Origin of the sequence: Vibrio sp. N418, from assembly GCF_000222565.1 — a bacterium.
Classification (GTDB): Bacteria; Pseudomonadota; Gammaproteobacteria; order Enterobacterales; family Vibrionaceae; genus Vibrio; species Vibrio scophthalmi.
The window spans coordinates 1-13,220 of the sequence record NZ_AFWD01000054.1; the positions used below are offsets into that span (position 1 = coordinate 1).

11 protein-coding genes are annotated in these 13,220 nt (G+C 45.7%); 3 read left to right on the plus strand and 8 right to left on the minus strand.

Annotation, left to right across the window (positions count from 1 at the left end):
* Positions 1 to 280 precede the first annotated feature (280 nt).
* From hemG to RH86_RS11360, 3 genes are read right to left on the minus strand one after another with little or no spacing between them, the layout of a single operon-like run.
* Entirely contained in the window at positions 281 to 808 is a 528-nt protein-coding gene (gene hemG, locus RH86_RS11350; protein ID WP_009386290.1) for a menaquinone-dependent protoporphyrinogen IX dehydrogenase, read from the minus strand.
* Positions 809 to 817: 9 nt separating this feature from the next.
* The gene (locus RH86_RS11355) at positions 818 to 2,275 is read right to left on the minus strand and encodes a TrkH family potassium uptake protein (RefSeq protein WP_009386291.1); all 1,458 of its coding nucleotides are present in this window, start codon (positions 2,273 to 2,275) and stop codon (positions 818 to 820) included.
* 38 nt (positions 2,276 to 2,313) lie between these two features.
* Positions 2,314 to 2,937: a YigZ family protein gene (locus tag RH86_RS11360; RefSeq protein WP_005597237.1), complete on the minus strand. Its 624-nt coding sequence runs from the start codon at positions 2,935 to 2,937 to the stop codon at positions 2,314 to 2,316.
* Positions 2,938 to 3,138: 201 nt separating this feature from the next.
* Between RH86_RS11360 and fadB the strand changes: the two genes are divergently transcribed.
* Together fadB and fadA are read left to right on the plus strand one after the other, a co-directional pair.
* Entirely contained in the window at positions 3,139 to 5,310 is a 2,172-nt protein-coding gene (fadB, locus tag RH86_RS11365) for a fatty acid oxidation complex subunit alpha FadB (protein ID WP_009386292.1), read from the plus strand.
* Positions 5,311 to 5,322: 12 nt separating this feature from the next.
* The gene (fadA, locus tag RH86_RS11370) at positions 5,323 to 6,498 is read left to right on the plus strand and encodes an acetyl-CoA C-acyltransferase FadA (protein ID WP_009386293.1); all 1,176 of its coding nucleotides are present in this window, start codon (positions 5,323 to 5,325) and stop codon (positions 6,496 to 6,498) included.
* 46 nt (positions 6,499 to 6,544) lie between these two features.
* Here the strand turns inward: fadA and punR are convergent, their stop codons facing one another.
* A complete protein-coding gene (punR, locus tag RH86_RS11375; protein ID WP_009386294.1) occupies positions 6,545 to 7,450 on the minus strand; it encodes a DNA-binding transcriptional activator PunR in 906 nt (301 codons plus the stop codon).
* 189 nt (positions 7,451 to 7,639) lie between these two features.
* Here punR and punC point away from each other — a divergent pair, with 189 nt between their 5' ends.
* Positions 7,640 to 8,845, plus strand: coding sequence for a purine nucleoside transporter PunC (punC, locus tag RH86_RS11380; RefSeq protein ID WP_009386295.1), 1,206 nt, complete (start codon positions 7,640 to 7,642; stop codon positions 8,843 to 8,845).
* 77 nt (positions 8,846 to 8,922) lie between these two features.
* On the opposite strand, the gene glmU is transcribed toward punC, so the two are convergent.
* The 4 genes from glmU to atpG form a co-directional block, all read right to left on the minus strand.
* Complete coding sequence (gene glmU, locus RH86_RS11385) at positions 8,923 to 10,281, minus strand: bifunctional UDP-N-acetylglucosamine diphosphorylase/glucosamine-1-phosphate N-acetyltransferase GlmU (RefSeq protein WP_009386296.1); 1,359 nt, start codon at positions 10,279 to 10,281, stop codon at positions 8,923 to 8,925.
* A 153-nt stretch (positions 10,282 to 10,434) separates the two neighbouring features.
* Positions 10,435 to 10,857 carry a F0F1 ATP synthase subunit epsilon gene (locus RH86_RS11390; RefSeq protein WP_005597246.1) on the minus strand — a complete coding sequence of 141 codons (423 nt, stop codon included), beginning with the start codon at positions 10,855 to 10,857 and terminating at the stop codon, positions 10,435 to 10,437.
* An 18-nt stretch (positions 10,858 to 10,875) separates the two neighbouring features.
* A complete protein-coding gene (gene atpD / locus RH86_RS11395; protein ID WP_005597247.1) occupies positions 10,876 to 12,279 on the minus strand; it encodes a F0F1 ATP synthase subunit beta in 1,404 nt (467 codons plus the stop codon).
* Positions 12,280 to 12,314: 35 nt separating this feature from the next.
* Positions 12,315 to 13,181 carry a F0F1 ATP synthase subunit gamma gene (gene atpG, locus RH86_RS11400; RefSeq protein WP_005597248.1) on the minus strand — a complete coding sequence of 289 codons (867 nt, stop codon included), beginning with the start codon at positions 13,179 to 13,181 and terminating at the stop codon, positions 12,315 to 12,317.
* Positions 13,182 to 13,220: the final 39 nt, after the last annotated feature.

Consider the following 13,220-nt stretch of genomic DNA (forward strand, 5'->3'; position numbering starts at 1 on the left):
TTTTTAAAGAGCATCGCTTGAATGTGTTCTATCAAGCGGACGGCCATTTTAGCGATTTGAAGTTTAGTGTCAACCACTTTTTTCAAACTTCGTTCAAGCAACTTGCTTGGCTAAATAACCTTGCTAACTCGGCTTTCGTTTCTTTCGAAGCCTTGCCGTGTCAGTGAGTGCGCATTATAGGGATTGTGATCAGCTTGGCAACCCCCTAAATTAAGTTTTTTAGCCTTTTTGAACTGTTCGGCTAAAAATCGAACTAAAAAGGCTAAAACCGAGGGTTTCTTTAGATATTTTTGAATTTTTCCGCAAAAACGGCCACTTTATTCCAGTTGGTGTATTCAACTTCCTTATTGGTATCCGTCTCTCCACCGGTCATTTTCATGATCAATTTAATCATTGTACGGTCAAACAGATTGTAACGAGGATAATAGAGGGCGCCAGCAAACACACCAATAAGGCTCGGTTGCCAAACAGAGAGTCGCAGGAACTTCTTAATATAGACACTACCTTCTGGCGTGTCTTTACCTTGGTCTTCTTTACGCGCAGTCAAGTTGACACAAAAAAAGGCGACCTTATGACTATCCAGTTGTTTCTGATGACGCTCGATAAATTGATAGAGCTTTTTATTGAAGTGTCCATAACGAATCGAGGCACCAATCAACACTCGGTCATAAAGAGAGAAGTCCACGGTATCAACTTGGTGTAGGTCGACGAGTTCACACTGATACCCCGCCAATTGCTCCTCTATATAGTGGAGAATTTTAATCGTCTGTCCTTCACGGGAAGAATAAAGAAAGAGTGCTTTTTTCAAGAGATATCCTTAACTACGCCAAAATGTCGGTGTTAGTAGTATTAATAGAGTAAAGATCTCTAGTCGACCAAACAACATAGACACCACTAAAACCCATTTCGCCTTATCATTTACATCACCAAAGTGTAGGGAGACTTCTCCTAAACCTGGGCCGAGGTTATTCAGCGTCGCTGCAACAGCAGAAAAAGCGCTAAGCTCATCCATACCGGTAGCGATCAACGCCAGCATACAAACGACAAATACGAGTGCATAAGCCGAGAAAAATCCCCATACCGCATCGACGACACGTTGTGGCAATGCACTGCCGCCCACTTTAATGGTGTAAACCGCTCTAGGGTGAACCAAACGTTTTAGTTCACGCGCACCTTGTAAGGTCAGCAATAGAATGCGGATCACTTTCATGCCGCCGCCCGTCGACCCCGCACAACCCCCTATAAAGGAAGAAAAAAGCAGTAGTACTGGCAAAAACAACGGCCAGTCAGCAAATCCGGTCGTGGTAAAACCTGCGGTAGTCGAAATAGAAACCGTTTGGAATAGCGCTTGGTCAAACACTTCGTAAATTGAATCTACCGCCAAATGATTAAGCAACATCAGAAAACAAACTAAGAACAGTAGTATCTGAATAAAGACAAAAGCGCGAAATTCAGGGTCTTTCCAATAGTATTTAGGGTGCACACCACCAGAAGCAAACGCAGCAAAGTGTAGAGAGTAGTTACAAGCCGATATTAATAAGAACACGACGGTAATAATATTAATGGCGTAACTATCGAAATAGCCCATGCTTGCATCGTGGGTAGAGAAACCACCAATCGCAATGGTTGAGAAACTATGCCCAATCGCATCGAATGGCGTCATCCCGGCAAGCCAAAACGCCAAAGCACAGGCGATAGTCAGGCTTAAGTAGATGTACCACAATGCTTTTGCTGTTTCGGCAATACGTGGCGTCATTTTACTGTCTTTAACTGGGCCTGGAATTTCAGCGCGATAAAGCTGCATTCCCCCAATGCCCAGCACAGGCAGAATAGCCACAGCAAGTACGATGATCCCCATACCACCAAACCACTGTAAGAACTGGCGGTAGAACAAAATCGCTTTAGGTAAATGATCAAGACCGACGATAACGGTCGCCCCGGTTGTTGTCAGTGCCGAAAATGATTCAAAAAAGGCGTCTGTCACTGATACGTTAGGGTTATCGGATAATAAAAAAGGTAATGAGCCGGCACTACCGATTACGGTCCAAAATAGCACCACAATCAGAAAGCCATCTCGCGCCTTTAATTCATGCTTATGCCTTCGGTTAGGAAACCAAGAAACAAAGCCAAAAAATAGCAGCACAAAGAAAGTAGTGACAAAGGGAACCCCTGCGCCATCTCGGTAAATAAGAGCAACCAAGGCGGGAGCCAACATTGAGACACTAAAAAGGGCAAGCAATAGCCCTACGATTCGGATAATAGATCGAAATTGCATTGATTATTGACGTGTGAAGCTAGGCTTCTGAGTTCCTGTTATTTCCCGTTAATTGGGGTTATTACGGCTTTAGCGCCACTTTTATTGATTATCGCCTGGCTAAACGCCTCTAACTGGCGCACTTCAACTTCAAGGGTAAGCGTAACTTCATCACTATATTGTGCCTCAACTTCTTGCACACCGAACTGACTAAACAATGATTGTGCGACAGGCATAAAACCATAGTCTAACTGGAGCGTGATTAATGTGGTGATTTTTTTCTCGATAGTTTGAAGCAGCTTTAATGCTTGTTGAACGCCACCACCATATGCCTTAACAAGCCCACCAGTACCAAGGCGAATCCCACCATAATATCGAGTCACTACCGCAGAGATTTCTCCTACGCCCGAACCTGATAATTGCGCCAAAATAGGTTTACCCGCTGTCCCAGAAGGTTCGCCATCATCACTAAATCCCCACCTCATCGAATCGTCAGGACGACCAGCGACAAACCCCCAGCAATTATGACGTGCATCCGCATGTTTCGTTTTGATTTGTTCAACGAAGGCTTTGGCTGTTTCTATACTTGGAGTGTGGGCTAAATAGGTAATGAAATGGCTCTTTTTGATCTCTTCTTCAAAGACAACGGCCTGCGCTGGTATTAAGTAAGGCTGAGTGTTCATAATTTGCCGGAGTGTAAATCAATAGCGGCAAGTCTATCACGTGCCTTTAACAATAGAAGAGAAGGAATACACAAATCACAATGTTAATATTTTGTTTAATCTTTGTGTTGAATTAACGTTATCTCCAGTCCACACTAAAACAACTGGTCTTACCAGAATAACTATAAATCCAATCGTAGATTGTATGTCACGGAGATAGACATGATTTACCAAGCCAATACTCTACATGTAAAGGAAGTGCAATCTGGTATCGTCGAGATCTGCTTCAACTCAAGCAACTCGGTGAACAAACTCGATCTTGCCACTTTAGAATCACTCGATGCCGCACTGGATGTCATTAAACAAACCGCGGGAATCGATGGATTGCTGCTCACGTCTAACAAAGCATCCTTTATCGTCGGTGCCGATATCACTGAATTTTTAAGTTTGTTCGCGAAACCAGAAGATGAACTCGATCAGTGGTTACAATTTGCAAATCAAATATTCAGCAAGTTAGAAGATCTCCCTTTTCCCACACTGGCGGCTTTGAAAGGTCATGTGCTTGGTGGGGGATGTGAGTGCGTACTCGCTACCGATATCCGCATTGGAGACAACACCACCAGCATTGGGTTGCCTGAAACAAAGCTAGGCATCATGCCGGGATTTGGCGGTTGTGTTCGCTTACCTAGAGTAATCGGCGCTGACAGCGCTATGGAAATAATCACCCAAGGTAAAGCTTGCCGCGCCGATGAAGCTCTTAAAGTAGGCCTTTTGGATGCGATTGTTGATAGCGAACAACTGCACGAGTCAGCACTCACTACGCTCAAACAAGCAATCAATGAAAAGATTGATTGGCAAGCACGACGTCGACAAAAAACATCTGCGCTGACTTTGAGTAAGCTAGAAGCCATGATGAGCTTTACCACTGCAAAAGGTCTTGTCGCACAAAAAGCGGGGCCTCACTACCCAGCTCCCATGACTGCCGTGACCGCGATAGAAGAAGGAGCTCGCGCTGAACGCAATGACGCGCTCGATATAGAGCGTAAGCACTTCGTTAAACTCGCAAAGTCAAAAGAAGCCAAAGCCCTAGTTGGCCTATTTCTCAATGATCAATATATTAAGAGCTTGGCAAAACAGTCCGCCAAAGTTGCTAACAAAGAAACACAACGCGCTGCCGTGCTGGGTGCTGGTATTATGGGTGGAGGTATTGCTTATCAATCTGCCTTAAAAGGGGTTCCCGTCTTAATGAAAGACATAGCCCAATCTTCACTTAATCTCGGCATGAGCGAAGCTTCTAAGCTGCTGAATAAACGTTTATCTCGCGGTCGTATTGATGGCTTCAAGATGGCAGGTATTCTCGCCTCAATCACCCCCTCTCTCTATTATGCTGGTATTGATGACGCAGATATCGTTGTGGAAGCGGTCGTTGAGAATCCAAAAATCAAAGCCGCGGTATTGAGTGAAGTTGAACAGTATGTCAGTGACGATAGTGTCATCACCTCAAATACGTCGACCATTCCCATCAATCTATTAGCACAATCGCTACAACGCCCAGATAAATTCTGTGGCATGCACTTTTTCAACCCTGTTCATCGTATGCCTTTGGTGGAAATCATCCGCGGTGAACACACCTCAGAAGAAACCATCAACCGTGTCGTGGCTTACGCGGCAAAAATGGGTAAATCTCCGATTGTCGTTAATGATTGCCCTGGCTTCTTCGTCAATCGAGTCCTCTTCCCTTACTTCGCTGGCTTTAGCTTATTGCTACGTGACGGAGCGGACTTTACCCACATTGATAAAATCATGGAGCGTCAATTCGGTTGGCCGATGGGCCCTGCTTATCTACTGGATGTCGTTGGGATCGATACCGCCCACCATGCCCAAGCGGTAATGGCGCAGGGTTTCCCTGAACGTATGGCGAAACAAGATAATGACGCGATTGATGCATTATTTGCAGCCAATCGTTACGGGCAAAAAAATGGCCATGGATTCTATCAATACAGTGTTGATAGAAGAGGAAGACCTAACAAAGCCTTCTCTGAGGAGATTATTCCAATATTGGCCGACGTGTGTGCAAGCCAACAAAATTTTGAGCAAGACATCATTATTCAACGCATGATGATTCCGATGATCAACGAGGTCGTGCTGTGCCTTGAACAAGGCATCATCGCCTCACCTCAAGAAGCCGATATGGCACTAGTGTATGGCTTAGGTTTCCCACCATTTAGGGGCGGTGTATTCCGTTACTTAGACACACTGGGTATCGAGACTTTCATAGAGCAAGCGAAACAACATCAACACCTTGGTGCTATGTATCAGGTGCCACAGCTGCTCGTCGATATGGCAGCTAAAGGTGAGCGTTTTTATGACAGCCAACAACAAGGTTCGATTTAGGGAGGATTCGAAATGACTATACAGACAAGAAACGTCGTCGTTGTTGACTGCTTACGCACACCAATGGGTCGTTCAAAAGGCGGCGCTTATCGCCATGTTCGTGCAGAAGATCTGTCTGCGCACTTGATGAAAGGATTACTTAAACGTAATCCGGCCGTAAACCCACATCAAATCGAAGATATTTACTGGGGGTGTGTACAGCAAACACTAGAGCAAGGTTTCAATATTGCACGTAACGCCGCTCTATTGGCCGGCTTACCGATAGAAATTGGCGCGGTCACCGTCAATCGTTTATGTGGTTCATCGATGCAAGCATTACACGACGCTAGCCGCGCCATTATGACAGGTGATGCCGACATATGTTTAGTCGGAGGTGTTGAACACATGGGCCATGTCCCAATGAATCATGGGGTCGATTTTCATCCTGGCATGACAAAAACAGTGGCAAAAGCGGCTGGTATGATGGGCTTAACAGCAGAGATGCTGGGCAAGCTACATGGAATAAGCCGCGAGCAACAAGATGAATTTGCCGCCCGCTCACACGCTCGAGCTTATGCAGCAACGATTGAAGGCCGTTTTAATAATGAAATTCTAGCCACTGAAGGTCATGCTGAAGATGGTAGCTTATTTAGCTTAGAATTTGATGAGGTGATCCGCCCAGAAACCTCAGTAGAAGGATTAGCAAAGCTTCGCCCGGTGTTTGATCCTGTCAATGGTACCGTCACCGCTGGCACCTCCTCAGCCCTATCAGATGGAGCTTCGGCTATGCTGATCATGAGTGAAGAAAAAGCCAAAGAGCTCGATTTACCCATTCGCGCTCGAGTGAAATCGATGGCTATCGCGGGCTGTGATCCTTCCATCATGGGCTATGGGCCAGTACCTGCAACCCAAAAAGCCCTTAAGCGAGCTGGGTTAACCATTGAAGATATCGATGTGGTTGAACTTAACGAAGCCTTTGCTGCACAAGCACTACCTGTTGCCAAAGATCTTGGCTTGCTCGATGTTATGGATCAGAAGATCAACTTGAATGGCGGCGCGATCGCATTGGGTCACCCACTTGGCTGTTCCGGCACAAGGATCTCAACCACTTTGATCAATTTGATGGAAGCGAAGGAAGCGAAATATGGGCTTGCTACTATGTGCATTGGCTTAGGCCAAGGTATTGCTACTATTTTTGAGCGCCCGTAACAGCAACAACACCAGCAATAGAACAATAGCTCACTCGGCTATTGTTCTATGTTGACTGCAACCAATCACGATAAAGTTGCTCACTTGAACCTAAATAATCCACCATCCACGCAATCATGCGGTGATTATCATCCTTACGCCACACCATACAGCATTGGCTCAATGGGTTCTGTTCAGCCAATTCTCGTTCCACCAGCATCCCTTCTTTAATCAAAGGCTGAGCGATGTGGCGTGGCATAAAGCCAACACCGACTCCATTTCTTAAACACTCTATCGCACTATGCCAATTCGGTAATAGTAAGCGACGCTGCTGAGCGTAATGGACATTGTGGCGTTTCGGTAAAACATTAGATGTATCATCTAAACAAATTGAGGGAAATTGACTGACGAAGCTTTCCTCTAAATTCTCCGCGATAGCACAAGGATGCAAAGGCGACATCACAAAGGCCCACTCAAGTCGGCCCATATCTCGAACTTCAAAATCACCACCAACAGGGACGGCTGAAGTAGCGCCAATGACAATATCGGCACGACCTTGGGAGATCGCTTCCCAAGAGCCGTTATACACTTCCATATTGATCTGCAGTTCAGCATGTTGAAAGGTCTGATAAAAGTCTTCAATCAAAGGCTTCATCTTATCCAGCTTAACGACATTATCGAGTGTAAGACGCAGTGTTTTTTGCCAACCATGAGCTGCGCGACGAGTTTGCGCTGTCAGTTCCTCCATCTGTCTCAACATGCTGCGAGCTTCGACAATAAACAATTCCCCAGCAGTGGTTAATTCCACTTTACGTGGTAAGCGGCGAAACAGCACCACACCGAGATCTCGCTCAATCTGACGCACACCATAGCTGATCGCCGAAGGCACTTTATGGAGCGCTTCAGCTGCGGCGGTAAAACTGCCTAAACGCGCGACGGTGTCGAGCATTTCTAATGACGACTTTGAAAACATACTTCTATACCAACAAATCGAAATAATCCATCACCTAGCCTAGCCCGAGCCTAGTTAGCTTTCAAATTTTTTGATTGATAACCGCAATTTTTAACGTTTCTAATTCAATACAATCAAAAATAGAATAACAACCCTTATTAAAACGACACTAGCAAGGTCGTTAATCAATCAATTTTTTTGAATATAATTATGACAGTATCCAAACTACAACTTTTTTACCTTGCTGCACTATCCATGTTGGGCTTTGTTGCGACCGATATGTATCTTCCAGCATTCAAAGCGATGGAAGTCGACTTTGCGACCGGTCCAGAGCAAATTGCACTATCGTTAACCATTTTCTTGGTTGGTATGGCAAGTGGTCAGTTACTGTGGGGCTTAGCGTCCGATAAATATGGCCACCGTAATACACTATTCGCCGGTATGATTGTCTTTACTCTCGCATCACTCGGTTTAGCGTTTAGTGAGCAAGTATGGCAGTTACTGAGCCTACGCTTTGTTCAAGCGATTGGTGTGTGTGCCCCTGCGGTTATTTGGCAAGCAATGGTCATCAAACGCTATGAAGCGAGCACTAGCCAACAAGTCTTTGCTACCATTATGCCTTTGGTCGCACTTTCACCAGCTTTAGCACCTCAGCTAGGGGTACTGCTGGCTGACAACTTTGGTTGGCACTCGATCTTTGTCTGCCTAACCTTGATCGGTGTATTACTGGCAGCGGCAACACTGATGCAGCCAAAAGAACACGTTGAAGCGAAACAAACCTCGATTAAAGGTGACATTAAAGCGCTACTGAGCTCAAAGACCTATCTTGGTAACGTAATGATGTTTGCTACTGCTTCTGCTGCTTTCTTTGCTTACCTAACCGGTATGCCAGAAATCATGGCGAAGCTGGGCTACGAAGCAAAAGATATTGGTCTAAGCTTCATTCCACAAACCATCGCGTTTATGGTCGGTGGTTACTTCGGTAAGCGTGCCGTTGCGAAATACGGTGATGAAAAGATTCTTCGTCAATTGATTGCGCTGTTCAGTGCTTCAGCCATTATGATTTTTGTTGCTTCACAGTGGCAGCTAAGCTCTATCTGGCCAATCCTAGCGCCGTTCTGTTTAATCGCGGTGGCAAACGGTGCCATGTACCCAATCGTAGTAAGCCGCGCTCTAGGCAGTGCAAAACAGAGCCCAGCAACCGCAGCGGGTTTGCAGAATAGCTTACAGATCTGTGTAAGCAGTCTAGCAAGTGCGCTTGTTGCATCAATGGCAAGCCAAGCGCTCGTGGTGACGGGTATTGCAATCGTGATTTGTATGGGTGGCATGTGGATTGGATATGTAGTTTCTAACCGTGAATTGGGTGAGCATTTCACCACACCAGACAATTCTCGTGTTGTGAGTGATGAAAAATAATCTCACTATCGAACAATAAAAAAGCCGCTCATTGAGCGGCTTTTTTTAGATCCAATCTTCAAGCGCTAAACATGCGCTTATTTTTTTACTGGGCGTTGCCAGCCAGTGATCTTACGCTCTTTCGCGCGAGTGATCACTAACTCACCGTCAGCGACATCTTTGGTTAATGTGGTACCAGCACCAATAGTTGCGCCATTTGCAACCGTAACAGGCGCAATAAGCTGACTATCAGAACCAACGAATACATCGTCGCCAATAATGGTCTTAAACTTGTTCACACCATCATAATTACAGGTAATCACACCGGCCCCAACATTCACTCGTTGACCGATTTCAGCATCACCAAGGTAAGTAAGATGGTTCGCTTTTGAACCTTCACCTAAGCGAGTATTCTTAACTTCAACAAAGTTACCCACATGTGCATCTTTACGCAACTCAGCACCAGGGCGAAGACGAGTAAATGGACCGACGGTACACTCTTCACCAATCGTCGCGCCTTCAATCACGCTGTATGGGCGAATAATAGTATTGTCATCGATTTCACAATCTTTCAGTACACAACCGGCACCAATTACTACGTTATCACCAATGGAGACGGAACCTTCAATGATTACGTTAACATCAATTTCAACATCCATACCGCATTGCAGTTGGCCACGTAAATCAAAGCGAGCAGGATCACGTAACATCACGCCTTGCTCAAGTAGTTTCTGCGCCTGCATCGATTGGAAGGCACGCTCTAAACGAGCAAGCTGAGCACGATCGTTAACGCCTTCTACTTCAATCGGGTTGACCGGATGAACTGCTTCAACTGCACGACCTTCCTCATGCGCTGCCGCAATCACGTCGGTTAGGTAGTATTCACCTTGAGCATTATTGTTGTTTAAGCCCGCCAACCAACGTTTTAGATCACCACCGGTTGCAACCATCACACCCGTGTTAATCTCTTTAATTAATTTCTGCTCATCGGTCGCGTCTTTTTGCTCCACGATCGCCACTACAGGGCCATTTTTACGCACAATACGGCCATAGCCCATTGGGTTGTCTAATACCACCGTAAGCAGTGCAATACCGCCCGTTGGTTGCGCATCCAATAAGTTCTCAACCGTTTCTGAAGAGATCAGTGGTACATCACCGTAAAGCACCAGAATTTTTTCGTCGTCGGCAAATTCAGAAGAGGCCTGATCCACAGCGTGGCCAGTACCCAGTTGCTCAGCTTGCAATACCCAATTAACCGACTCATCCGTCAAGGTCGCTTGCATTTGATCGCCGCCGTGACCATAAACTAGATGAATGTTTTGCGCACCCAGTCCTGAACAGGTATCAATCACATGCTTTGCCATCGGTTTGCCTGCCAATGTATGCAGAACCTTTGGCATATTGGAATACATACGGGTACCTTTACCCGCGGCAAGAATTACAGCACTGAATTTCATTATTTAACCCGTAGACGTCGATTTATAATTAGGAGCTTATTGTAAACATGTCACTGGTAATAGTTAATGCCACATTTAAAAATTTGCCAACAGATAAACAAAAAGGCGGTCTAATGACCGCCTTTATCATTTATAAAACACCTTTAATGCAAATTAACGGCGTTTTTTCGTCAACTCGATAACTCGTAGCTGAGCAATGGCTTTAGCCAGTTCACTGGCCGCTTGTGCGAAGTCCATATCGCCATGCTGATTCTGAATATTCTCTTCAGCGCGACGTTTGGCTTCTTCTGCCTTCGCTGCGTCTAGCTCTTCACCACGGATAGCCGTATCAGCCAGTACAGTCGCTGTACTTGGTTGTACTTCTATCATACCACCAGAAACATAAATAATTTCTTCATGGCCGTTTTGTAAAACTATACGCACCATACCAGGCTTGATAGCGGTCAACAGCGGAGTGTGACCATGGAAAATACCAAGTTCACCTTCGCTACCGGTCACCTGAAACGTTTCAATTAGGCCAGAGAAAAGTTTTTTCTCTGCACTAACAACGTCTAGATGAAAAGGGATTGCTGCCATATCGCCTCCTAGTTAGCCTTATAGCTTCTTAGCATTCTCAATTGCATCGTCAATCGTACCGCAGTACATGAACGCTTGCTCTGGAATGTCATCGTATTCACCAGCTAGTAGACCTTTAAAGCCACGTAGAGTCTCTTTAAGAGATACGTATACGCCTGGGTCACCTGTAAATACTTCTGCTACGTGGTAAGGCTGAGTTAGGAAACGCTCAATCTTACGTGCACGAGATACAACTTGCTTATCTGCTTCAGATAGCTCGTCCATACCTAGGATAGCAATGATGTCTTTCAGCTCTTTATAGCGCTGAAGTGTCTGCTGAACGCCACGAGCAGTGTCGTAGTGATCTTGACCAACAACCAATGGATCTAGCATACGAGATGTAGAATCTAGTGGGTCGATCGCAGGGTATAGACCCATCGCTGCGATGTTACGGTTAAGTACAACCGTTGCATCCAAGTGCGCGAACGTTGTTGCTGGAGAAGGGTCAGTCAAGTCATCCGCAGGTACGTATACCGCCTGTACAGACGTGATAGAACCTTGACGAGTTGACGTGATACGCTCCTGTAGTACACCCATTTCTTCAGCAAGTGTAGGCTGGTAACCTACTGCTGATGGCATACGACCTAGCAGTGCTGATACTTCTGTACCTGCAAGTGTGTAACGGTAGATGTTATCGATAAACAGTAGTACGTCACGACCTTCGTCACGGAAACGTTCTGCCATCGTTAGACCCGTCAGTGCAACACGTAGACGGTTGCCAGGTGGCTCGTTCATCTGACCGTAAACCATCGCTACTTTTGATTCTTCAGGTTTTTCGATGTTTACAACACCCGCTTCCTGCATCTCGTAGTAGAAATCGTTACCTTCACGAGTACGTTCACCAACACCCGCAAACACAGATAGACCTGAGTGTTGTAATGCGATGTTGTTGATAAGTTCCATCATGTTAACGGTCTTACCTACACCTGCACCACCGAATAGACCGATTTTACCACCCTTAGCGAATGGACAAATCAAGTCGATTACTTTAACACCGGTTTCTAGAAGTGCTGTTTCGTTTGATTGCTCTTCGTAGCTTGGTGCTTCACGGTGGATAGAGTAAAGCTCTTCCGCACCGATCTCACCACGCTCATCAATCGCGTCACCTAGAACGTTCATGATACGACCTAGGGTTTTAGTACCTACTGGTACTGAAATTGGAGCGCCAGTGTTTACAACTTCAACTCCGCGACGTAAACCATCTGAGCTACCCATAACGATACAACGAACTATGCCACCGCCTAGCTGTTGCTGAACTTCAAGAACTAAACGCTCTTTTGAGTCCGTAACGTTTAGAGCGTCATATACACTAGGTACATCGCTCTGTGGGAACTCTACGTCGACTACCGCACCGATGATCTGTACGATCTTACCTGTAGCCATCGTTAATCCTCTAAACTATTTCGTTTAACCTAAGCTTAAACCGCTGCTGCGCCTGATACGATTTCAGACAGTTCTTGTGTAATCGCAGCCTGACGGGCTTTGTTGTACACAAGTTCTAAGTCTTCAATCAGGTCACTCGCGTTATCCGTTGCAGCTTTCATCGCAATCATTCGAGCCGCTTGCTCACAAGCAAGGTTCTCGACGACACCCTGATAAACCTGAGACTCTACGTAACGCACTAGAAGTGTGTCTAATAGAGGCTTTGGTTCAGGCTCATAGATGTAGTCCCATGAGTGCTCACGCTGCATCTCTTCGCTGTCCGATTTAGGCAAAGGTAGCAATTGATCGATCGTTGGTTGCTGAATCATGGTGTTCACAAACTTGTTGTAAACCACATACAGGCGATCCAGTTCACCTTCATCGTATTTCTTCAGCATAACGCTAACAGAACCGATAAGGTCTTCAAGACTTGGGCTATCACCCAAACCAGAAACCTGAGCAGCCACTTTCGCGCCGCTACTCTTGAAGAAAGCCGTTGCTTTCGAACCGACAACAGCCAGCTCTACTTCAGCACCTTGCTCTTTCCAAGTTTGCATGTCTGTTAGGGCTTTTTTGAACACGTTAATGTTCAAACCACCACACAGACCACGGTCTGTCGAAACGATGATGTAACCAACACGCTTGGCTTCACGCTCTTCTAGGTACGGATGACGGTACTCTAGATTTGCATTAGCCACATGACCGATCACTTTACGCATTGTTTCAGCATATGGACGAGATGCTTCCATTGCGTCTTGAGAACGACGCATTTTTGAAGCGGCTACCATTTCCATAGCTTTCGTAATTTTCTGCGTGCTTTTAACACTACCGATTTTATTACGTATCTCTTTTGCGCCGGCCATCGTTACTCTCCATTAGTTGGTGGCATTACTGCCACCGAC

Coding starts and splice junctions, on each gene's coding strand:
- RH86_RS11355 (WP_009386291.1), bottom strand. CDS start 2,275: ATGCAATTTCGATCTATTATCCGAATCGTAGGGCTATTGCTTGCCCTT.
- RH86_RS11360 (WP_005597237.1), bottom strand. CDS start 2,937: ATGAACACTCAGCCTTACTTAATACCAGCGCAGGCCGTTGTCTTTGAA.
- fadB (WP_009386292.1), top strand. CDS start 3,139: ATGATTTACCAAGCCAATACTCTACATGTAAAGGAAGTGCAATCTGGT.
- fadA (WP_009386293.1), top strand. CDS start 5,323: ATGACTATACAGACAAGAAACGTCGTCGTTGTTGACTGCTTACGCACA.
- punR (WP_009386294.1), bottom strand. CDS start 7,450: ATGTTTTCAAAGTCGTCATTAGAAATGCTCGACACCGTCGCGCGTTTA.
- punC (WP_009386295.1), top strand. CDS start 7,640: ATGACAGTATCCAAACTACAACTTTTTTACCTTGCTGCACTATCCATG.
- glmU (WP_009386296.1), bottom strand. CDS start 10,281: ATGAAATTCAGTGCTGTAATTCTTGCCGCGGGTAAAGGTACCCGTATG.
- RH86_RS11390 (WP_005597246.1), bottom strand. CDS start 10,857: ATGGCAGCAATCCCTTTTCATCTAGACGTTGTTAGTGCAGAGAAAAAA.
- atpD (WP_005597247.1), bottom strand. CDS start 12,279: ATGGCTACAGGTAAGATCGTACAGATCATCGGTGCGGTAGTCGACGTA.
- atpG (WP_005597248.1), bottom strand. CDS start 13,181: ATGGCCGGCGCAAAAGAGATACGTAATAAAATCGGTAGTGTTAAAAGC.